Annotated in this window: 15 protein-coding genes; 5 read left to right on the top strand and 10 right to left on the bottom strand. The window is 38.8% G+C overall.

Annotation, left to right across the window (positions count from 1 at the left end; genetic code table 11):
• Positions 1 to 36: 36 nt before the first annotated feature.
• The 3 genes from JKG61_RS05315 to JKG61_RS05305 are packed head-to-tail and all read right to left on the bottom strand — an operon-like array spanning position 37 to position 4,154.
• Positions 37 to 2,196: a sensor histidine kinase gene (locus JKG61_RS05315; protein ID WP_202101935.1), complete on the bottom strand. Its 2,160-nt coding sequence runs from the start codon at positions 2,194 to 2,196 to the stop codon at positions 37 to 39.
• A gap of 37 nt (positions 2,197 to 2,233) precedes the next feature.
• Positions 2,234 to 3,322, bottom strand: a complete 1,089-nt coding sequence (locus tag JKG61_RS05310) for a ThiF family adenylyltransferase (RefSeq protein ID WP_202101934.1) — start codon at positions 3,320 to 3,322, stop codon at positions 2,234 to 2,236.
• A 19-nt stretch (positions 3,323 to 3,341) separates the two neighbouring features.
• Entirely contained in the window at positions 3,342 to 4,154 is an 813-nt protein-coding gene (locus JKG61_RS05305) for a hypothetical protein (RefSeq protein WP_202101933.1), read from the bottom strand.
• A 134-nt stretch (positions 4,155 to 4,288) separates the two neighbouring features.
• Between JKG61_RS05305 and JKG61_RS05300 the strand changes: the two genes are divergently transcribed.
• On the top strand, positions 4,289 to 4,534 hold the full coding sequence (locus JKG61_RS05300; RefSeq protein WP_202101932.1) for a hypothetical protein: 246 nt from the start codon (positions 4,289 to 4,291) through the stop codon (positions 4,532 to 4,534).
• Between the two features lie 71 nt (positions 4,535 to 4,605).
• Here the strand turns inward: JKG61_RS05300 and JKG61_RS05295 are convergent, their stop codons facing one another.
• The 3 genes from JKG61_RS05295 to JKG61_RS05285 all read right to left on the bottom strand — a co-directional run bounded on the left by JKG61_RS05295 (position 4,606) and on the right by JKG61_RS05285 (position 9,206).
• A complete protein-coding gene (locus tag JKG61_RS05295) occupies positions 4,606 to 5,589 on the bottom strand; it encodes a hypothetical protein (RefSeq protein WP_202101931.1) in 984 nt (327 codons plus the stop codon).
• A 124-nt stretch (positions 5,590 to 5,713) separates the two neighbouring features.
• On the bottom strand, positions 5,714 to 7,825 hold the full coding sequence (locus tag JKG61_RS05290) for a type IA DNA topoisomerase (protein ID WP_202101930.1): 2,112 nt from the start codon (positions 7,823 to 7,825) through the stop codon (positions 5,714 to 5,716).
• A 34-nt stretch (positions 7,826 to 7,859) separates the two neighbouring features.
• On the bottom strand, positions 7,860 to 9,206 hold the full coding sequence (locus JKG61_RS05285; RefSeq protein ID WP_202101929.1) for a deoxyguanosinetriphosphate triphosphohydrolase: 1,347 nt from the start codon (positions 9,204 to 9,206) through the stop codon (positions 7,860 to 7,862).
• A 201-nt stretch (positions 9,207 to 9,407) separates the two neighbouring features.
• Between JKG61_RS05285 and JKG61_RS05280 the strand changes: the two genes are divergently transcribed.
• Entirely contained in the window at positions 9,408 to 10,466 is a 1,059-nt protein-coding gene (locus JKG61_RS05280; protein WP_202101928.1) for an aldose epimerase family protein, read from the top strand.
• A 71-nt stretch (positions 10,467 to 10,537) separates the two neighbouring features.
• Positions 10,538 to 12,031, top strand: a complete 1,494-nt coding sequence (locus JKG61_RS05275) for a TlpA disulfide reductase family protein (RefSeq protein ID WP_202101927.1) — start codon at positions 10,538 to 10,540, stop codon at positions 12,029 to 12,031.
• A gap of 38 nt (positions 12,032 to 12,069) precedes the next feature.
• Here the strand turns inward: JKG61_RS05275 and JKG61_RS05270 are convergent, their stop codons facing one another.
• The 4 genes from JKG61_RS05270 to JKG61_RS05255 all read right to left on the bottom strand — a co-directional run bounded on the left by JKG61_RS05270 (position 12,070) and on the right by JKG61_RS05255 (position 15,035).
• Positions 12,070 to 12,522, bottom strand: coding sequence for a PepSY-like domain-containing protein (locus tag JKG61_RS05270; protein ID WP_202101926.1), 453 nt, complete (start codon positions 12,520 to 12,522; stop codon positions 12,070 to 12,072).
• 24 nt (positions 12,523 to 12,546) lie between these two features.
• Positions 12,547 to 12,981 carry a PepSY-like domain-containing protein gene (locus tag JKG61_RS05265; RefSeq protein ID WP_202101925.1) on the bottom strand — a complete coding sequence of 145 codons (435 nt, stop codon included), beginning with the start codon at positions 12,979 to 12,981 and terminating at the stop codon, positions 12,547 to 12,549.
• Between the two features lie 96 nt (positions 12,982 to 13,077).
• Positions 13,078 to 14,364 (bottom strand): sensor histidine kinase, encoded by a 1,287-nt coding sequence (locus JKG61_RS05260; RefSeq protein ID WP_202101924.1) that lies wholly within the window; start codon positions 14,362 to 14,364, stop codon positions 13,078 to 13,080.
• Positions 14,364 to 15,035 carry a response regulator transcription factor gene (locus tag JKG61_RS05255; RefSeq protein WP_202101923.1) on the bottom strand — a complete coding sequence of 224 codons (672 nt, stop codon included), beginning with the start codon at positions 15,033 to 15,035 and terminating at the stop codon, positions 14,364 to 14,366. The genes JKG61_RS05260 and JKG61_RS05255 overlap by 1 nt, the downstream gene beginning before the upstream one ends.
• Before the next feature lie 233 nt (positions 15,036 to 15,268).
• Between JKG61_RS05255 and JKG61_RS05250 the strand changes: the two genes are divergently transcribed.
• On the top strand, positions 15,269 to 20,557 hold the full coding sequence (locus JKG61_RS05250) for a translocation/assembly module TamB domain-containing protein (protein WP_202101922.1): 5,289 nt from the start codon (positions 15,269 to 15,271) through the stop codon (positions 20,555 to 20,557).
• Positions 20,523 to 22,859, top strand: coding sequence for a translocation and assembly module lipoprotein TamL (gene tamL / locus JKG61_RS05245; RefSeq protein WP_202101921.1), 2,337 nt, complete (start codon positions 20,523 to 20,525; stop codon positions 22,857 to 22,859). The genes JKG61_RS05250 and tamL overlap by 35 nt, the downstream gene beginning before the upstream one ends.
• Positions 22,860 to 22,862 lie beyond the last annotated feature (3 nt).

Here is a 22,862-nt window from a genome sequence, read left to right as displayed (position 1 = left end):
TTACGGAATTTTAGGCTATTTAATTCCCAATCTTTTTTAACTCTCCTGTTTAATTGGAATTATTAGATTAAAAACTGTACCACACCCCTCTTCCGAATCCACAATTATCTTTCCCTCATGCTTAGCAATAGTATTATATGCGATCGACATACCAAGGCCAGTCCCCTCACCTACATCTTTTGTTGTAAAGAAAGGTTCAAATATTTTCTCTTTAACACTACTTGGGATTCCGATACCGTTGTCTGAAATGAGAATAGAAATGAAAGATGGGTCTTCATAAATACTTGTTTCTATTTTAAGTATTCCTCCTAGATCACGTCCGAATTTCTTATCAATAGCATAAATAGCGTTGGTCAATATATTTAAAAACACCTGATTTAACTTACCCGCATAACACTCTACTTCCGGTAGATCACCATACTTTTTCTGTACTTCTATCCCTTCTTTTATCACACTACCTAATATCACTAACGTGGATTCCAACCCTTCATTAATATCCGCATACTTCAACGTATCTTCATCGACACGAGAGAATATCCGAAGACTTTTCACAATTTCTGCAGTTCGACTAGCGCCATCGTGCATACCCTTTAATAAAAAGTCAACTTCTTCCTTTAGATATTCAATATCGAGTTCTTCTTTATAAGCTTGTATCTGTTCCTGTTTTTCTAAAAGAGAGAGACCATCAGAAAACGCGATACGCTCCACCTCATCTAATGTCTCCCACACCATCTTAATATCCCTTTTAAGCGGAGCAACGTTAGAGGTCACAAAATTGATAGGGTTATTAATCTCATGTGCAACGCCGGCGGTAAGCTGTCCTAACGAAGCCATCTTTTCGGCTTCAACCAACTGAGACTGGGTCTCTTTAAGATGTGTCAATGTAGTCTGTAAGGACTCATTTGATTCAGTCAATTCCTTAGTACGCTCATTAACCTTTTGTTCTAAGACAATATTCTGCTCTCTGATAAGACGTTCATTTTCCTGCGAAATCGCTAACTCTCTTAATTGAGATTCTTCTTTTTCCTTCCGGTATATATTGATTTTATCACCCAGTGCAAAGGACAGTAGAATAGCTTCTATCACAGATCCAATCTGAACAGACCGTAACGTAAAGAAATTATATGGTAATATATTATAATCTTTAAGAACATAAACCAATACACTGATTAAAAATATACACCAAGCTACAAGAAAATACTTCGTTTGTCTATACTTTTGTTGGGACAACCGAAAAGCCAATATCAGAACAATAGTAGAACCTCCTCCTGCTACAATGTTTACCATCTTGTAAGCTGGGATAAACACACCTCCTACCAAAAGACCTAAAGCTACCAGATATCCGAGGAGAAATACATTCAACAAAACGTTAAATCTGGGCGAATCCTTAGCAGTCTGAAGAAATGATTTGACAAAGAAAATAGCAGCAATACCAGACATGGCCCCCGAAAAAGTAAGAAGTCGTGCTGATATCCAATTATTTTCAATAGAGAACAAGGGTTCTAAAAGTCCTAAAATGGCCAATTGAGCTACTGTAACCCAAAATATATAATTTACATACACATAATAATGCGCTTCTCTCGTAGAAAAGTACAGAAATATATTATAGAGAATCATGGACAACATAAGCCCTATATATATAGCAGAAAAAACATCTGTTTTTAGAAGACTTTTTACGACCCCTTTAGAACTATATATCGAAATCGGAGCAGATAGTTGCGTGTAACTAAATAGTTTTAAATAACATGTTATCTCCTCTCCATAATTTAAGGGTAGCTCAAATAAAAAATATTGATGCGCATATGCAAGATTTGCAGAATCGGATATCGAGTTGATGTTCAAACTATCTACCTTTTTTCCACGGATCGAATAGAAGACAACTTCATCGATATTGGCTTGGGACAGATTGACGACAAGATCTTCTATTTGGGACCGATTTGTAATAGAAAATTTAATCCAGTTATTGACAGTTTCAACGCCTAAATTGGGAACATCCTCTAGGTTTTCAGCAAAAAGGTCAGGACGGCTACTCACCTCCTCAAAGGTCAATTGCTTTGTCTTGTCTTTAAAAATCTGTACATACTTACCTATATATTTTCCTTCGCTATCTTCAGAAAACTGCAATGGCTCACTGGGATAGACAGAGAAAAAGGGCATAATAAACAATAAAAATAATAGTAACTTCCTATAACACATCTTCTTCTTGCTTATTATGGTAAATGTCTAAAAAGTACTAATTAGAAATGCCAACTGTTTTTTCAACATCTAAGTAATAACGTCCCGACGCTACACTATGTCCTAAAAGAATCCCCCGACATACCGTGGTGGTAACCGCCCCTCCCAACACCACCTCTGACGCTAATTGGGGCCAAGAAATAATGGTTTTCCCTATCTCAGGTATCGACTTTTTCATCTTAAGCGAAAGATTGTGAGCATCGACAATTTTCATGAGATACCCTCTGCGTTCATCCGCTGTCAATGTCTTCAGCCTATCGAGAGTCAAATCATCCGCTAGCCCGTGAAATACTGCTCGAGATGGCTCCATATCGAACCGTTCAATATCCAGCATACCACGATCGTTTGTATCCATTACTACAGGTATTTTCGCTTCTCTGGCTCTGAACCGACTTTCCAGCTTGACATCAAAACTATCACAGACCTCTACAAGCATATCAACTCCTCCATTTTCTAAAAGAAAATCATCGTAGTTATCACTATCAACGCCCTTTGGAAAAAGTTCAACCTTTAGATAAGGATCTATCTCTGCAATCTCTCTAGCCGCAATAACAACTTTAGGAACAGCTAAGTTAAAGACTCCCGTCCGTAAACGATTCATGTTACTTAAATCCAAGGTATCAAAATCCGCCAACCTCAATACTCCACAAATTCGCTCCATAGCAATTGTTAGTGCTATAGATTGGCCAACGGACAATCCGATAACCCCTATCTTCTTACGAGAAAGAAGTTGCTGTTCTTCCACGCTAATCTTAAGCTGATTCCGATTGGTTCTAACCTCTATAAACTCCTCTTCGTCTAACAAATGCACCAAAGACTTCCTCCACGGGTAATATACCCATACTCCATAGTCCGACATAGATTTGCCATTCAACAAGTTCTGAATCTGTATCTCTTCCTCTGATACACTCAACCCCATGGGATAACGACAACGTATCAACTCTTTAATTTGTCTCTCTATTTCATCGTACACGAAAACAACATCAGCAGATGCTTTAAGGTTTTCCAATTGACATTTGTCCTTTTCATGGCAAGCTCTAAAGAAAAGCACTTTGTGGGGGAACTTGAAATCTAGCTCATCCGTCATATTAAATTTATAAGTAGGTTTACATTATTTCGATATCATTATCATTGATATCACCTTCTAGTTCAGTTCTTTTCTTGGTGTTGGCTATAATTTCCTTTAAATTCCATTTGTCCATATTGTCCAAATCAAGCTTGTATTGTATTTCAATCTCTTTTGATCTCAATATCTCTATTCTGGTACAATTCTGGTTGGTTCTCAGTGCCATTATCGCATTTTTATCTTCCTCAGACGCTGTATCAAGACTGATCACATCGTCAAGGATCATTGTTGTAGCTAGAAGATCCAATTTTGGATAATAAAAGGTACCATTATTCCCTACACTCGTTTCCTGACGATATCCTACACTTTTAGTTAGATTTATAGTATAGGGAGCACAGAGTGCAAATAATGATTTGATTCCTATCTGAGGCGCAATAGCGATAGCAGCCCTTGTCAAGAAAATACTGCCGATTCCATACCCTGCGATTTCTCTTGAGTTCCAGAGTCCACACCCCTCTCCAGTTCCGTCTTGGGCATAATCCCATACAAGGTCAAATATCTTAGCGTCCATATTGCCTGTTGCTTCCTCAATGGGGAGAGGCTCTGACCCACCAGCAACGTGTATACGAGCCCCACCGTACACGTTCTCTCCATCCAGAGATTCTACAATTAAAACAAAAGCTGCAGGGTTATACATCCAATCATTTTTGGATGACGTTACTTTTTTAACGCCTATTGCCGTTAAGACATGTGCATGTCCCTCTATAAAACGCTCGCAAGTCCGAGGGTCATCTATAGCGCGGAAAGCTCTTAGCCTAACAACAGGACGTCCATCTTTAAATACTAATGCCACAGGAACGGTTATATGTTATTCGATTGAAGCACAAAACTAATCAATAAAAACTAAATGAATCCTATACAGGAAATATTTTTTAAAAGATTGACATTCCGATCAACTTAAGTATTTTTGGAGTTAAATTTTTATCTATGCAAGTTGACAAGGCTACATTAGTAAATATCGTACTATTAATTCACATGGCTCTGACAGGTATAATGCTATTTCGCCTATTCAAACTAAAAAATGCAACAGGCGGACAATTGATCATTACTTTCTTGGCATTAATACTCCCCGTTATAGGGCCATCTGCCATGATATGGTTCTATAACAGACAAATTAAAATGTCTGCAGAAAAAAACTCCAAGAAAAGCCCAGTTTCCAAAAAACGTAAGTAGAAATATCCAAGACTAACTTAGGAAAGCGATTACTTCATTATTTTGCAGAATGTTATCCTATTCAAACAGTTCTATTCTTTCACTAAATCAAGCACGACTTTAAAGTCGCCATTTTCATCCGTCAAAAATGACATTGGATTCTCCGGATCTTTAATAATTTCAAAAAGAGTATATCCCCAGGGCTTCCAGAAGTTTTCCAAAACCTGTCCATAAGTTTTGACGGCCCAATTATCAAAAATTGGTTTCAACGTCCAATCATTTAACGGCATAGGCTCTACAAAAACAGCATCAGGAGTATCCATATAGGTATATTCCGGCAAACGATTAAATAGATAAGCTGAATAAAAATAGCGGGCGCAGATTTCTTCAAACTGAATCGGGTGCAACTTTTTACCAGATATTTTTGCCAGAACATCATCATGATAAATAGCATTAGTACCGTTATCCTGCAATGTAGCAATAATGGCAAAATCTTTCATCCGCAAAGAAAAGATCAGCGTATTGATTTCATCTCGGTACAGGAATGTATCCTCTGCACTATCGACAGGAAACACTTGAATTGTAAAAGGATTACGATGTTCAAACTCCATAATTACACACAAAGACTGCATCATCGCATGTAGATTTCTAAATTTATGTACCAAAGCTTGAGAAAAATTCATCTCTTCACCAGTGCGTATAGCTTGCTTTATCCCTGTTTGAATTTCATTAAATACGACCCCATATAGAATCTTGGACACCCATTGAAATAAGGTAATCTGATCCAATGCATTTACCGCATCAAAACCATTCTTCATTGCAACTTCCACTTCTTCTTCTAATTCCTCTATCCTAGAGGCCACAGCTATCGAACAGGGCAACTGCAACTTTTTATAAGTAGTCATGCTTTCATCCAATAGTTTGAAAGGCTTATCTTCTAAATCAAAGGATCGCATCATCCAAACCGGAAAAACCTGAATACGCTCTTCCTCAGAGTCCAAAGTCACTCCAGTCAAAAAGCAAGTCTTGTTATCGAATTTAAAATCAACGAAGGGATTGTACAATTTTGTCGCCATAATACGGGCAAAGGTAAAGTTTTACATTTTCAATCTATCGGAATCATTGAGGATTGACCGTATTTTGACGTTCCATTCAAGAGTCTTCTTATACTCCTGATCAAATTAAGACGAACAACGGATATTAGCCAACATTAACCTTAAAATCCTCAAAGACTAAAGGTGCATCCACAATCTGTCCTTCCTTAGTCTTCACCCCCTTCAGCACAGAAGTCTTTCCTTTTTCCAATAAACTTTTCATTTCCTTCTCTTCAAGAAAGACACCGTTTAACGTCCTCCATATTTTAAAATCGCAACCGCGTGCATAGTGATCACACTGTGCAACCTTTTCATAAAGAAGTATATTTCCAGGCTGGCATTTGGGACACTTTATCTTCCCCTTTTGCTGAGGCTTTATCTCCTCCTGTGCTATAGAAATACGAAGCTGTAGAAGCTCTTTCGTTATTTTCACGGTATAATCCTTAATGTGTTTCATAAACACATCGTAAGAAACTTTATTTGCACGCATCTCCTCTAATTTCTGTTCCCACTTACCCGTTAGCGTGACCTTTGCAATAGACCTATCCTTGACCAGATTATACACTGCGAGGCCTTTCTCCGTAGGAATAAGCTTCTTCTTATCCCGTTTGATATAATCACGCTGGAATAATGTCTCTATCGTGGCGGCACGTGTAGCCGGTGTTCCCAGTCCACAATCTTTCATAGCCTGCCTCATCTCTTCGTCCTCTATCTCCTTGCCCGAAGTCTCCATAGCCTTCAGCAAGGACGCTTCCGTATGAATAGGTTTTGCTTTCGTAAAGCGCTCGGAAAGCTCCAACGAGAGGATCTCCAATAGCTCTTCTGCGGTCAGCTTAGGGAGCTGTGCATTTTCGTTATCCAGTTCATCCGTATTCTTGTCATCATCAGGTGTTTCTATCTGATCCGCAGACAGGCGCCAACCGTATTGTCGTATTACCGTACCTTTAGCAATAAGCTCTACCCCTTCGGCATCGATTGTTACAGTTGTAATATCTTTTAAACAAACATCCGAGAAACTCTCTACCATACGTTTTGCAATCATATTGTAGATATTCTGCTGCTCTTTGAGCATTGGCCCCGGTTTTTCGTCTGTAACCAATAGCGCATGGTGATCCGTCACCTTTTTATCGTCGACAGAACGTTTGTTCAGCTTAGCACCTATCAAGTTGCGGGATATCGCCGCTATCCCCTCCTCCGCAGTATCTGCCAAATGTTGAAATAATGCTTCCACCTGTTCGAAAACATCCTCACCAATATACCGCGAACCTGTCCTTGGATAGGTAATTACTTTCTTTTCATATAATGCCTGTGCCAAGCTCAACGTTTGATCCGCAGAGTAGCCATACTTTTTGTTGGCATCCTGTTGCAGAGAAGTCAGATCAAACAAGAGCGGAGGTTGTTCTTTCGTTTCTTTTGCCTCTACCTTGACGACTTTGGCCTGCGTTCCAATATTCAGTTTTGCAACCGTCTCTTCTGCAACCTCCTTTTTTTCGATCTTTTCAGAAGTCGCTTTAAAAGAGATACTATCTTTTTCAAAACCTGCCTGTATCTTATAAAATGCCTGTGGCTTGAAGTCTTTATTTTCGAGGTATCGTGAGCATATCATTGCCAAAGTCGGTGTCTGTACACGCCCTAAGGACAGCAGACCTCTGTTACCTGCAGCCAAGGTGATTGCCTGTGTCGCATTAATACCAATCAACCAATCAGATTCCGAACGTGATCGTGCAGACTGATACAAACTATCATACTCTCCGCCTTCTTTTAAATTTGCAAACCCCTCCTTTATTGCTTTATCGGTCTGCGAAGAGATCCACAATCTCTTAAATGGCACTTTTGATCCGAGATAGTAATAAATATTCCTAAAAATAAGCTCTCCTTCACGTCCAGCATCCGTTGCAACGATTATCTCCTCCGCCTGGTCCAAAAGACCTTTAATAATTTGAATTTGCTTCAATGCCCCCCCGTCATCAATCTGCTTTCCGTCTTTACGTACTTTCTTTACTTCAAGCTCAAATCTATTGGGTATAATCGGCAGATTTGACACCGACCAGTTATGATAACCATAAGCCTGGGGTGTACACAGTTGTACCAAATGACCAAAGGCATAGGTAAAAGCATAGCCATTTCCTGCTATATATCCATCCTTCACTTCCTTAGCCCCCATCACTCGGGCCAGATCTCTTGCTACAGAGGGCTTTTCTGCTATAACTACTTTCATTTTTTTAAACTCTAAACTTCATAACCTCCTTCATCTAATCTAGCGATGCGATCGAAATACCTTTTATCTTCCGGTATAGATCCACTGCATATACGTCAGTCATACCAGACACAAAATCCAATACCGCACGGATTTTGGAGTAAGCATCTTCTTTCTCCGTATGAAACTGTGCAGGAATCATCGCTACAATTTTACGGTCAAACAGGGTTTTATTCGTTTTGAGATAGGCAGGTACAAACTCTTCTAGTAAAGCATTCATAACCTTATAACCTGCGATTTCAATCTGTACAACAGCCGAAGCGTTATAGATTTCCGCAACAGATATTTTCTCAATTTTCTTCATTTGCATAACAATCTCTGGAGAGAGGGCATCAATCAGCGAACTTTCGAATGTACCCGAAAGAAATTTATCCTGGTTATTAGCAAAAACTTCGGCACATCCGTTAATTAATGTGTTTATTGCTTTGGCCCGCAATAACTCTACACGGCTTCCAGTATCATTCAATCCATCAAGTCGACTACGTAGCTCCTCACCACCACAGAGCGGCAGTAACAGCTCTTCTACTTCCTTATAAGACAAAATCTTAAGATGATGAGCATCTTCCAGATCAATAATATTATAGCAGATATCATCAGCGGCCTCCACGAGATACACCAAAGGATGCCTTAGATACCCATGATGGTTCGTAGGATCCTTCTTCAAGCCCAATTCCGCAGCAATCCTTTCGAAAGACACCTTTTCCTCTTCAAAAAAACCATATTTCTTGCGATGATGATTTCCCTTTACATGACCATCTATGGCTGCACACGGGTATTTAACGATAGACGCCAACGTCGAATAGGTCAACGCATATCCCTTTTCATCTTTACCATTGAAAGCATGTGTTAATATCCGCAAAGCATTCGCGTTACCCTCAAAATGGGTCAAATCAGCCCACTGCTTAGCAGACACATGCTCTTGATACTTTTGACCTGCCCCCTGCGTGAAGAACGAAGAAATTGCAGCTTCTCCCGAATGTCCAAAAGCTGGGTTTCCCAAATCGTGGGATAAGCAAGCTGCCGATATAATATTTCCTACCTCTTGCAAATAGGGTACTTCATTATCGATCTGCGGATTCTGCTTTTTCATTAGGTTATAAAACAAACGTCCTAAGGATCTACCTACAGAAGCGACCTCCAAACTATGGGTCAATCGATTATGGACAAATACAGCACCCGGTAATGGAAACACTTGAGTTTTATTCTGCAGACGACGGAACGGCGAGGAAAAAATCAAACGGTCATAATCTCGCTGAAACTCAGACCTTGCATCAAATTGTTCATTAGGGACACGATCTTCATAGCCCCATCTCTTTGCAGATAGCAGTTGTTTCCAGTTCATCAATTTTTTGAGTTTTGCATGGCAAACTTATATAAAATGCTTTGCATTCGCCAACTTCAACTATAAAATTCAAACCAAGAGATGCCTATTTTTAAACCAATAGGTTAAACCTATTATCTATCCAAGACAGCCCCCCTTCTACACCTTTTAACTTCCGACCTAACTAAATATTTGCTATTTTTATAGAAATAAATTCGAATCATGACAATCTATAAACTTCCCGACACCAAAGCTTTTGAAAGTTGTTTAAATAACAAGAATACACATTTACTGACTTTAGCCAATCGTACAGGCATGCAGATTGCATTAAGTGATTACGGAGCACGTTTGGTCAGTGTACTAGTCCCCGACAAACACGGCACACTGGTAGATGTAGTTTTAGGATTCAATAATATCGATGGTTATATACATGCCAAAGAACAATATCATGGAGCCACAATTGGCCGATATGCCAATCGCATCGCTGGCGGACATTTCCAGATAGGAAATACTTCTTGTTCTTTAGCACAGAATAATGGAGAGAACTCTCTACACGGTGGGCCTGAAGGCTTTCACCGAAAGGTATGGGACAGACAGGTCAGCTTAAAAAAACAGGTAGATTTCTATTATGTTTCTCCGGATGGCGAAGAAGGCTTTCCTGGAACATTAAATACATGTGTAAGCTATGAACTCACCAATGAAAATGAAATAAAGATTTATTTTAGAGCTACCACAGATAAGACAACTGTAATTAACCTTACGAACCATGCCTATTTTAACCTAAATGGGGAAGGAAATGGCGATATTCTCAACCATTATATACAAATTCCTTCCAGTAATTTTATTCCCATCAACAGCAAACAAATTCCCACAGGCCAAATATCACCCGTAGAAGATACCTCATTTGACTTCAGAGTTGCAAAAAAAATAGCACAGGAAATTAATAGTTCGGCAGATCAAATACAATACGCTATGGGATATGATCATGGATTCGTCAACGAGTCCCCTATAAGTACCCCAGCTGCAACAGCCTATTCGGAAGGCAGCGGAATTCTGTTAGAAGTCTTTACCGATCAACCTAGTGTCCATTTATACACCGGCAACTTTCTTGCGAATGATCAGGGCAAATCCGGACATCGGTATCTTAAGCATGGAGGTTTCTGTTTTGAAGCACAACACTATCCAGATAGCCCTAACCAAGGACACTTCCCTGCAGTTATTTTAAGTCCAGGAGAAGAGTTCCAACATACAATCATTTACAAATTCAGCGTCAAGAAATAGCTGTAATAAATTACTTACAAAGGCCGAACAAGTACATTTCAAGCTATATTTGAAAAAAAAATTATAGACTGATGAATAAAAAGATTTTATCAATTGCCCTTCTAAGCGCAGGACTAGCGTTTTCTTCGGCTCAAGCCCAGATGGCAAAACAGAAAGATGTTAAAATGGATGACTTATTAAAACATTTAAATCAGTTATTCCAAAAAGGCGATGATGCGTCAAAACTAGAATTAGGCAAAGAAGCATTAGCAATGTCTCAAAGCAAAAATGAAAATTTCGTTTCATTGGCAGCTAGAGTATACGAAAGCTTAGAACAGAATGAAAAGGCGGAAGCTGTTAACAAAACTATAATCAAAAAATTTCCAAAAGGAAGCAAAGCCCGCTCTGAAGCTTATGAAAAAATATTTGGCAATGAAAACATCTCTGCCGATATGGCAGAAAAAGGCTACAACACATGGTTAAAACAGTTCCCTGCAGCTTCATTCGATGAAAAAGACCGAGGTATTTACGATCAGGCAGCAGCTACATTAGCAGGTCTTTATTTCAAAGAAAACAATACAACAAAGGCTCAGACTTATGTCAACCTACTTAAATCGAGTATAAATTACCCTTCCTATGCTAGCAGAATTGCTACAGGGTTGATCAAAGAAAACAAGTATGACACAGCCTTACCGATCTTAGAAGATGCCTACACAAATGCATTGGAAGCCTCCAAATCTACTGATCCTAAAATAAAAAGCGGCGGAGCGGCAAGAGCTTATGCTTCTTTAGCTCCTGCTTATGCTCAAGCTTTGATAGAGAAAGGTAATTCAGAAAAAGCTGTTAATGTATTAGAAGAATACATGAAATCATCTCCTTATGCGGCAGGTACACCCGCTAATGTTATTACATTAGCCAAAGCCAATGCTAAACAGGGAAAAGAGTTAGATGCCTTCCTTTCTTTAGAAAATTTTGTGGTCAAAAACGGCAAAAATGCCGACGTTGTAAAAGAGATGCAGCCTTTGTACAACAAACTGAACAATAACAAAGCCAACTTCGACAACTATTTAACTGGCATCGAGGCAAAAGCAAAAGAAGCCATGGTTTCTAAATATAAATCAGAAATGATAAAAAAAGAAGCTCCTCAGTTCACTTTGGTAAACAGAGATGGAAAGACAGTTTCTTTATCTGATTACAAAGGAAAAGTTGTAGTTCTTGACTTTTGGGCAACTTGGTGTGGCCCATGTGTGATGTCTTTCCCTGGTATGCAGGCTGCTGTGAATAAATATAAAGGAGATCAAGAAGTTGAGTTTTTATTTATCGATACTTGGCAGAGAGAGGAAAACTACAAAGAGTTAGTCGGTGAGTTCATGACAAAAAACAACTATTCATTTCATGTTTTATTTGATGAAATGAAAGATAACACTAAAGCTACAACTACGGCATATGGGGTAAAAGGTATCCCACATAAAGTTGTTATTGATAAAGAAGGATTTATCCGTTTTGAATCGTCAGGTGGTTCTGCCGATGTTGATAAAGTAGTCAATGAGATGGAAACAAAAATCGAATTAGCTAGAAAAGGTTAAAAAAATGGGACTCAAATTTGAGTCCCATTTTTCTTTTGTTAAGGATCGATTCGAATAAACTTCCCGGCATTATCAAACTCCAGATCCAGCGCATTTGTTAATTCCACATCAAATCCATGTTTTTCTTTATCGATACTATTGATACCATCATTGGGATAGTTTTCTTTTACATAGCTCACGATAGGTGCCAATACGAATGAAGTAGGTATAGCGACCGTATTATCAAGCGCTTCCACTTCGGCCCAGTTTCCATTTTTATCAAACTTCACTTCTACCCTATTTCCTAGCAACACTTTATACTCCGTACCAGACAAAGGTTCATTTTCCCGCGTCACCGAAAGCACATTTATATCTTTAAAATGTACTTTCAAAAAACTATCAGCTGCAGAAGGAAGGTTATCCACACCAATCAGTTCCTCCTTTTCACATGACGTAGCAACAAATGCAACAGTCATTAAAAGCATAAATTTGAATATTAACTTTTTCATCATCTCTTTACATATTCAATTATAAAACTAATCATCAATACGGACAAACTGTCCTTTTTTATTAAATTCAAGATCTACACCATTAGTCAGTTCAATCTCGTACTTACGCGATTTACGGGAAATCTGAACAATTTCATTATTAGGGAAGCTCTTTTTAACGTACTCCAAAATAGAGGGAGGTACTATTTTTAAAGGAACCGCCTTAAGTTCAGCGTCGACTTCTGTCCACTCTCCCTTGGAGTCAAATTCTAACTTCACCTCATTTTTTAATTTCACCTCATAACTCTTACCTGTCAAGAACTCGCTTTCCTCTTTGACCAAGGTCACTTGATCAGCCGCATAATAAGTCGTCACAAAGCTTTGGGCTTTCTTTGGCAACTGAGTAAATGAGATTATTTTTTCCTGCGCTACAGTTACAAATGCCATTACTAAAAGCGCTAAAGTCATAAAGGATTTCATCATTTTTTTCATCTTCTTATTTATCTTTTGATTTATAACTCAAAGTTCCAATCCAATTTGGGAAACAATTGGGAATTAGAAGATATTTTGAAAAAATTATTATTTTTTTTGAAGCACAAAAAAATGCTTACCAGATTCATACTTATAAAAGAGCTCAATCTCATGCTGTCTCTCTAAGATAGATCGTACTATAGACAAGCCCAATCCGTTTGAATAATTATCTTGACTGCCTTTATAAAATCTTTCAAAGATATAATCTGGATTCAGTGCTCCTGAATTAGTATCATTTGATATTTCGATTTTATCCACTCCGATCGCTACCACTACTTTGCCATTAGGAATATTATATTTGATAGCATTACGCAACAAGTTGGATAGTAATATCTGCGCGAGATCTCTATTAAAATTAACATTAAACTCCTTTATATCCCCTTCGAGCACAAGCTCCACCCCCTTAAAAACGGCAATATCCTCCAAATCGTCCAGTAATGATCTTACTATAGGTATAAAATTGACCAAATCATTAACCACATACTGATTATTATCAATTCGGGACAACATAAGCAACGATCTGTTTAAGCTTACCATCCTATGTAACGCAGCTTTGGCCCCCGACAGCTTGACCAGTTGATCTTCATTCAACGTTGTGTCATTCATTAGGAGCTCTAATTTATTTATTGTTATTGCTAGAGGAGTTTGTAACTCATGTGAAGCATTTTCTAAAAAGCGTTTTTGGGATTCAAAGACCTCTTCATTCCGGTCGATCATATGTTTGACCTGCTGATTCAACTCTTCAAATTCCTTCACCTTAGTGGGAACCACCTTAAAACTCGCTGTATCTCCAAACCGATACCGACTCAAATTATCAAGAGTTAATTGGAAAGGCTTCCAAGCCTGACCCAAAACGAAATGATTAATAAGAAGTATACTCAGTATAATGACGACATACAGTACACCTAAAGATATAGCCAGATTAATCAAGTAATCATCTTCCTCTACCGTAGAAGTTCTAATCTCTAGCGAATACGCCTTCCCTTCTTTACTATAAAAACCTGTCCGCAAAACACGATAAGGTTCATCTTCCTCGTCATAGGGCATATAAATAAACTCCTTCGAAAAACGATTCTTATCCAATTCATCGTCAGCTCCTTCGACAGGCAATATTTTAAACTGATTGACCCCAAACTCCTTTGTGTTTTCTAAGATTTCAGGATTTTTGTAAGCCTCTCTGATAATTTCAATTTTTTGGTTCTTCAGACCATCGTCGATATTATCATACACCTCATCCATCAATATAGCATAGAAAAGCAATGCCCATACCGCCATCACGATAAGTATTGTAATAACTATAAAACGGTTAGTGTAGTATTTTACAGAAACAGCCATCACACCAATTTATAGCCTACACCGTAGACCGCTTGTATATCCAGCTCGGCTTGGGCGTCTTTAAGTTTCTTACGCAGATTTTTAATCTGAGAATAAATAAAATCAAGATTATCCGCCTGATCAGTGTGGTCTCCCCATACAGTTTCGGCCAACGTCGTTTTTTCCAATAACTTATTAGGTCTTAATAGAAAATAATAAAGCATATCAAATTCCTTACGATTGAGAGGCAATTCCTGCTCATCCACCATTACAATACGATTGTCCATGTCCAGCGACACATTTTGATACCGGATAATCGTCTCTCCGTGTTGCGTATTTCTGCGTACAATAGATTTTATCCGCGCCAAAAGCTCCGCAAAATGAAAAGGCTTCGCTAGGTAATCATCAGCGCCAATTTCCAATCCCAGCACCTTATCATCCACAGAATCTTTTGCAGAAAGAATGAGTACGGATTGATTTACATTCTTTTCTTTCAACGACCGCAACAGATCCAACCCGCTTCCGCCAGGCAGCATGATATCCAAAAGCACAATATCGTAGGCATAATTCAATATTTTATCCATCCCCCCCTCGTAGTTATCCGCACTTTCAACAAGAAAACGCTCCTGTTCTAGAAAATCCTGAATACTCCGAAGCAACTCCACTTCGTCTTCAATTATTAGTACTTTCATATTCCTATTAAAGATAATTATATTTTCTATCCTCTCTCTACATTTACGGAGAAATAACCTTCAAAATTGACACAGGTAATGCAAGAATGACACCACAATTTGGAAACATTTAGGAATTTTCCACCCCGACTTCTATTTTATCGAGTTTCGACCATAAAAATTACATTTTAGTAAACATTTAGCTTATTTTTACGTTATAATTAGAGGCTTGGTAACTAATACACATCATTGGTTTGAATAAATTTACACGCGTTTTATTACGCATTTTTTTATGGATTTTTGGCTCAGTAATAGCCTTGGTCCTATTGGTCATCTTCTTAATTCGTCTACCATCTGTCCAGAATTACATCGCGGGCAAGGTAGCACATTACCTAGAAGCCAAAATCGGCACACCGGTGGACATTGGTTATGTAAACATTACTTTTCCAAAAAAACTAGTATTGGAAAACATCTATTTTGAAGACCAAAGCCAGGACACCCTCCTTTCCGGAGAGAAATTAATGGTAGACATCAATATGTTAAAGATATTGAAAAACACTATTGAGATACAGGAAATAGACCTGGAAGGGATTACCGCTAAGATCACACGGTCAGCACCAGACGGCAATTTTAACTTTGACTACATCCTCAAAGCATTCACTTCCGAAAAAGAAAGCACCCCTACCGCACCCGATACTGCCTCAGCCCTACTATTCGATATCGACAAGGTGAACTTTGACCGTATACGCTTTGCTTACAAAGACGATATGATCGGTACCTCTGCAGATATCTGGCTGAATCACTTTGATACCCGTATCAAAACATTTGATCTGAAAGACAACATGACTTTCGATATGCCCAAGATCAATTTAGAGGGACTCACCGCCTACGTCAAGCAATGGGTGCCCAGCACAGAAAGCACTAAGCCTAACCCGGAAGATTTCGGCATCACCGACAGCATTGCCAATAGTACAGCCCTACTTCCCAATATCGGTACCGAATTCATCAAGTTAAAAGACATTTTTGTACGATATCAAGATGTTTCCTCTGCGATGGATACTAAGTTTGATATTAAAAACCTATCTGCCAATATCGATGTAATCGACTTAAACAAAGAAGTGGTCCGTATCAGAGAATTGATCCTGGATCAATCCGATTCCTATGTTACTCTTGGCAAAATACAACAAAAGACAAGCTCCACATCCGATAGCAGCAGTATAAACTGGGTCGTGTCGACCGATAAAGTGGTCATCGACAAAACAAACTTTGCATTCAGAAATGATAATGAAGCTCGGATGAAAGGTTTTGACTATTTCAACATCAAAATAACAGATCTAGCCGGCGCATTGGATGATCTTCACTATTCAGCAGACTCCATAAGTGGTTCTTTACTGAACCTAACGGCAAAAGACCATTCCGGTTTTTACCTAAAAAAGCTGAAGGCAGACTTCACCTATACCAATACCGGTGCGATCATAGAAAATCTGCTGGCAGAAACCCCAAACACGGTCATACGGGATTACTTTAAAATCAAATACCCTTCGCTGGAAGCTGTTTCGGACAATCCAGGCTTGCTTTCCATCGATGCTAGAGTAACAAAAACACAGATTGACATGTCGGACATCCGTTTTTTTGTTCCAGACCTCGAACAAATGGATGTTATGCAGCCCCTCATGACCAAGCGCTTCTTCTTGGATGGTCATGTAGTAGGTAAACTCAATGACCTCCATATTCCGTCCTTAAATTTCCGCACGCTCGACAATACCAATATTATAGCAAGTGCAGATATTAAAGGTCTCCCGGATACGGACAAGCTTTTTATAAACCTTAATCTTAAAAAACTAACGACAAGCAAACGAGATCTGGACAGGCTTATTGCAAAATCGTTGCTTCCAAAAGACATGGTTTTTCAATTTCCTAATTCGATATCCTTATCGGGATCATTTAAAGGAGGCATGAAAGGTTTTGACACAAACATGAGCCTATTGACAGAGAAAGGAAACGCCACCGTCAACGGATACTTAAGTATGGCTGGTAGAGATACCACATACGATGCTACACTTTCTATTGCTGATTTTAATATAGGACACCTCCTTGATCAGGATTCCACATTGGGAATTATTTCTCTAGATGCTCAGGTAAAGGGACGGGGGTTAGATCCTAAAACAATGATGGCTTCTGTAGATGGTACGGTAAACCGTTTAGACGCATTAGGATACCAATACGAAAATATAAAACTAAATCTAACGGCACAGAATGGTGATATCAATGGAAACATTAATTCCAACGACCCTAACATCATGTTCAATCTGGATATGAACGCAGATATGCGTGGCCATTATCCCGCTGTAAAAGCAGAATTAATGATTGATTCTGTGAATTTGAAAAATCTTAAACTCATGAAAGATGATTTCCGTTATCATGGTAAAGTAAATCTTGATTTACCAACAGCGGATATCAATCACCTAAACGGTAAATTACTTATTTCACAGTCTTCTATTGCCTACAATGATTCCCGATATGCCCTAGATACGATTTCTATTACTGCTGTAGCAGACACCAATCGTAATGCACTGGTTCTTCGGTCCGAATTTTTACGGGCCCACTTGGTCGGAAAATACAAATTAACTGATCTAGCTACTTCTTTACAGGATGTAGCAAAGATCTATTATAATCCAAAGAACGAGCCGCCTTCCACATTACAGTACGAGGATCAAAACTTTGAATTTTCTGCGACATTAAATAACTCGCGGTTTCTAAGGGATTTTCTACCGGGACTCGAACGGATGGATGACATATCCCTCGACGGCACGTTCAATAGTAAGCAAAAAAGTATCATGGCCAAACTAATAGCTCCAGCACTTATCTATGATGGGATTGAAGTTAGAGATGTAGGCTTGGATATAATTACTGTTGACAGCACCATGTATTATTCGACATTAATAAACAAAATCAAAGTAAATAATATCGAATTAAATAATACCGTGCTTAGTGGTAAAGTCATTGAAAACAATCTAGATTTTGGACTATGGATAAAAGACAAGGCACAGAAGGACCGATATCACTTGGGTGCAAAAATGAGTGTCGACGAAAGTAACTATATGCTTAGCCTCTTTGAGGACGGTCTGATGCTCAACTATGACAAGTGGAATATCAATCCTAATAATAGCCTTAGTTTTGGTAAAAACGGCATCCGTGCTCAGGATTTTAAATTAAGTTATAAGGGGCAGGATTTCAGTGTGCAATCACAAGATAGCACATTCAATTCACCTATCGACCTAACATTCAACAACTTTAGGATAGAGACTTTCTCAAGCATGCTTGAATCAGATGTTCTCAATTTTGGAGGCGGCATCAATGGTGCAGCTACGGTTTCGCGTTTATCCAGTAGTCCTATATTTGTATCTGATCTCGAAATACAAAAATTCTATTTTGGTCAGGATACCGTGGGTAATATTTTGGTCAAAGTAGATAATCTCAAAGAAAACACCTATTCTGCAGATGTCAAGATTACCGAAAACGGGAACGATGTACAATTATTAGGTGAGTATCTGGCCCCTCCTACCGGAGAAGCCAGTTTTAATGCAACCTTGGAATTAAAACCTCTAAAGATAAAAACGATAGAAGCGTTTAGCATGGGGTATCTACAAAATAGTGAGGGGGATCTTAATGGACTTCTTCAAATCAGTGGCAATTTTGATACTCCAAAGATAATCGGCGACCTTACCTTTAATAAAGCACGGATGAATGTATCCATGCTCAACGCAGATTTGTTGATGGACAAACAAAAAATAACCTTTAATAATCAGGGAATTTCCTTCAAACAATTTGAATTGAATGATCTTAGAGGAAATCAAGCCAAATTGAACGGTAGTATATTAACCAAAAATTACACCGATTTTGACTTCAATCTGAATCTGACAACGAAGAATTTTGCGGCTGTAAATTCCACCAGAGAAGATAATGATCTATTCTATGGCAAATTGAACATCACTTCAAATATCCGCATCTCCGGTGATTTAAATAAACCAGTTATTGATGGTGATGTAAAGGCAAATGAAAACACTGACTTTGTGTTTATCGTTCCTAATGAGAATCCTGGAATAGCAGAACGCGACGGAGTCGTTAAATTCGTAGATAAGAGTGATACTGCGCGGACTAATGTATTTGCAAGGCTGGACTCTATGACAACAGCGACAAAGTTATCAGGAATGGACCTTGCCCTCAACCTTAGCACAGATCGGGAGGCTAAATTCAAAGTCATCATCGATGAAGGCTCTCAAGACGCCTTAAACATACAAGGTATCGCCGAACTCAATACAGCCATAGATGCCAGTGAAAAAATAACAATGTCCGGTACATTTACGGTCGAAAAGGGGAACTATTCTTTCAATTTCGGTCCCATTAAAAAAGAGTTTGATTTCGAAAAAGGAAGTACTATCACATGGAATGGAGATCCATTAGATGCACGGATGGATATTACAGCAATTTACAAAGGTCGTTTTCCGACGTTAGAACTTGTCAGTAACCAAATCGGTACCGAAAGCCAGAATCTTTATAAGCAGCGAGTCCCCTTCAATGTTAAGCTAATTCTTTCTGGAGAATTATTCAAACCGGACATTCGATTTGACATTGACTTAGATGAAAACAATGCCATCGTTTCTCAGGATGTTGTTTCTAAAGTGAATATTGGACTTGCGTCCCTGCGTGATGATCCGGCCGAATTAAATAAACAGGTATTCTCCTTAATCATCATGGGACGCTTTATGTCTTCTAATCCTTTTGAGAGTCTTTCTGGAGGAGGCGGAGTAGAAGGTATAGCGCGTAGCTCAGTAAGTTCATTCCTATCCAGCCAACTCAACAACCTGGCATCGGACTTGATCAAGGGAGTCGAATTAGATTTCAACCTTCAATCTGAACAAGACTATTTAACAGGTTCGGGACAAAACCGAACAGACCTTGCTGTAGGGATATCCAAAATGCTATTTGACGACCGGTTAAAAATTACAGTCGGCTCTAATTTTGAAGTAGAGGGAAATACACGTCCCGGCGAAAAACCGAATAATATCGCTGGTGATATTTCTATCGATTACCAGCTTTCCAAAGACGGCCGTTACTTTGCCAGAGTATATCGCAAAAACCAATACCAAGCTACACTTCAAGGGCAGTTTGTAGAAACAGGTATCGGCTTTATTATCAACATGAGTTATAACCGTTTCAGAGAGCTTTTTATGAGTTCAAAAGCACTTGAACAGTATTATAATACCGATAACAGTAGTTTTAGAAAACGGTTTAATGTAGATAGAATGGAAACAGACTCTATCTATCGGGACAGTGTGCGAACGGTTATTAAAGACAGTCTAATGCTACATAGTCCGGAATTCCGCAAACGTATGCAAGAAAGGGAACAAAAAGAACAATTAGAGAGATCCCAAGATTCTGTTCAAAATAAAAAAGATACCACCAACAAAGATGCAGACATCTCAAAATCAATATCTGCAATCCGTAATGAAGAAGAGGAAAGGAGACAGTATGCACACTAGAATTACATTATCAATCGTATCTATACTATTTATTTCAGTATTGTTTTCTTGTAATTCGACAAAATACATTGCCGAGGGGGAGAAATTATATACCGGTGGTGAGGTCGATTTAAAACTCGATACAGCCATTAATCCGCAACGAAAATTAGCCTTTGAGGAACATCTAGAGTCTTTGCTACTACCCAAGCCTAATAAGAAAGCTTTAGGTGTACCATGGAAGCTTATATTTTGGAATATGGGAGGAGGCTATGACAGCAGCCAAAACCTTGTCCGAAATTTTTTAAAAAAGCAAGGTGAAGCTCCCGTTTTACTAAGTGACGTTAACCGCGAATACAATGAAAACCTATTACGTAACCGCATGGAAAACATAGGTTTTTTTAATGCGTCGGTCAGTTCCGATACTATTATAAAAGGAAAGTATGCCAGTGTTCTCTATACTGCGATACCACGTAAGATATACCGGATCAACTCACTTAGTTATAGCATGGACTCTCTGTCTGCTATTGGCCGCGATATCCTTTCAGTCAAAGAAGGTTCTTTATTAAAGAAAGGGGCTAATTATAATCTAGATGTTATTATCAGTGAACGCGAACGTATTGACAATCTTCTAAAAAACAAAGGCTACTATTATTTTAACCCAGACAATCTTTTGGTTGAAGTAGACAGTACAATAGGAAATCATAAAGTTGATATGTATGTGACAATAAAGCCAGAAACAACAAAGCAAGCAAAACAACCACAACGCATAGGTAATATCTATGTCTATCCGAACTACACACTAGGATCGCAAGGATATACACGCAGGAGTTCGCGAAATATGGATTTGTTTAACAATGGTATTTATTTCCTAGATCCACAGAATACTTTTCGAAAGAAAGTATTAGCCAATCATATTTTCTTTGAAAAGGGGGAATTATATAACAGGCATGACCACAATCAGACCATTAATCATCTGGTAAATCTGAACACCTTTAAGTTCGTTAAAAACAATTTCGAAAACAGTCCAGATTCAGCCAACACTTTGGATGTCTACTATTATCTCACGCCTCTTCCCAAGAAATCATTACGTTTTGAGATTTTAGGTAAAACAGCTACCGTATACAATGGTTCTGAAGCAAACGTAACGTGGACATTGCGCAATGCCTTTAAGGGAGCAGAAACAGTTACACTTAACGTTTTTGGGGGATATGAAACACAGACGGGAGGAAAAGTTAATTTAAATTCTGCTTATTACAGATATGGAGCCGAGGTTGCCATCACCTGGCCCCGGCTACTTTCCCCGTACAAATGGGCTCCTTCCAAACGATTCATACCTAAAACCTACTTAAAGTTAGGATACGAATTCTTAAATAGACGGACGGCCTATGTCCTGAACTCTTCCACTTTAAATTATGGTTATATGTGGAAAGAAAATGATCAAAAACAGCATGATCTGACACTGGCAGAGATCATCTATGTACAACCCCGGAACATATCCGCAGATTATCAGGCTCAAATGGATACTGTACCGACACTAAAACGTATTGTTGATCCTCAATTCTCCTTCGGCCCTAACTACACCTATACGTTTACCAACTCCATGGATCAGAATTTAAAACATACCTTTTACTTCAAAGGGGGAATTAATCTTTCCGGAAATGTATTAGGTCTCATCCAGGGAGCGAGCTATAAAAAAGACGAAACACGTACACTTTTTGGCACCGTATACAGTCAATTTGTTCGTGTCGAAGGTGACTTTAGGCATTATATGAAATTAGGTAAGGATGCTCAATTAGCGTCTCGGCTAATGATAGGAACGAGTTATTCCTATGGCAACTCCTACTCTCTTCCCTACCTCAAACAGTATTATAGCGGAGGGCCTAATGGCCTTCGAGCTTTCCGGGCTAGAGCGGTTGGACCAGGTTCATCCGCCCCTGAAAATATAGGAGCCGACAACTTCTTTGCAGACCAAACCGGAGATTACAAATTGGAATTGAATACCGAATACAGATCCAAACTTGCTGGTTTTCTACACTGGGCTGCTTTCGTAGATGCTGGGAACGTCTGGTTGCAGAGGCCAGATGTCAACAAACCTGGAGGACAGTTTTCCAAAGATTTCATAACCGAACTTGCTGTTGGTGGAGGTGCGGGGCTTCGTTTTGACTTTGATTTCTTGATCATACGCACCGATTTTGCTATGCCATTTAGAATCCCTTATCTTCCAAAAGGAGATCGTTGGGTATTCAAAGATATCGATATAAGGAGCTCCAAATGGAGAAGAGACAATCTTATCTTCAATTTAGCAATAGGTTATCCTTTTTAAATT

Source organism: Sphingobacterium faecale (genome assembly GCF_016746095.1).
Lineage (GTDB): Bacteria > Bacteroidota > Bacteroidia > Sphingobacteriales > Sphingobacteriaceae > Sphingobacterium > Sphingobacterium faecale.
Note: the sequence above shows the minus strand (reverse complement) of the source record. Positions and strands in the feature narration are given on the sequence as shown.

Excerpts from the sequence above, each read along its gene's own strand:
- JKG61_RS05310 (WP_202101934.1), bottom strand. The coding sequence starts at position 3,322 with ATGACGGATGAGCTAGATTTCAAGTTCCCCCACAAAGTGCTTTTCTTT.
- JKG61_RS05260 (WP_202101924.1), bottom strand. The coding sequence starts at position 14,364 with ATGGCTGTTTCTGTAAAATACTACACTAACCGTTTTATAGTTATTACA.
- JKG61_RS05275 (WP_202101927.1), top strand. The coding sequence starts at position 10,538 with ATGAATAAAAAGATTTTATCAATTGCCCTTCTAAGCGCAGGACTAGCG.
- JKG61_RS05255 (WP_202101923.1), bottom strand. The coding sequence starts at position 15,035 with ATGAAAGTACTAATAATTGAAGACGAAGTGGAGTTGCTTCGGAGTATT.
- JKG61_RS05290 (WP_202101930.1), bottom strand. The coding sequence starts at position 7,825 with ATGAAAGTAGTTATAGCAGAAAAGCCCTCTGTAGCAAGAGATCTGGCC.
- JKG61_RS05315 (WP_202101935.1), bottom strand. The coding sequence starts at position 2,196 with ATGTGTTATAGGAAGTTACTATTATTTTTATTGTTTATTATGCCCTTT.
- JKG61_RS05295 (WP_202101931.1), bottom strand. The coding sequence starts at position 5,589 with ATGGCGACAAAATTGTACAATCCCTTCGTTGATTTTAAATTCGATAAC.
- JKG61_RS05265 (WP_202101925.1), bottom strand. The coding sequence starts at position 12,981 with ATGATGAAATCCTTTATGACTTTAGCGCTTTTAGTAATGGCATTTGTA.
- JKG61_RS05285 (WP_202101929.1), bottom strand. The coding sequence starts at position 9,206 with ATGAACTGGAAACAACTGCTATCTGCAAAGAGATGGGGCTATGAAGAT.
- JKG61_RS05270 (WP_202101926.1), bottom strand. The coding sequence starts at position 12,522 with ATGATGAAAAAGTTAATATTCAAATTTATGCTTTTAATGACTGTTGCA.
- tamL (WP_202101921.1), top strand. The coding sequence starts at position 20,523 with ATGAAGAAGAGGAAAGGAGACAGTATGCACACTAGAATTACATTATCA.
- JKG61_RS05300 (WP_202101932.1), top strand. The coding sequence starts at position 4,289 with ATGCAAGTTGACAAGGCTACATTAGTAAATATCGTACTATTAATTCAC.
- JKG61_RS05280 (WP_202101928.1), top strand. The coding sequence starts at position 9,408 with ATGACAATCTATAAACTTCCCGACACCAAAGCTTTTGAAAGTTGTTTA.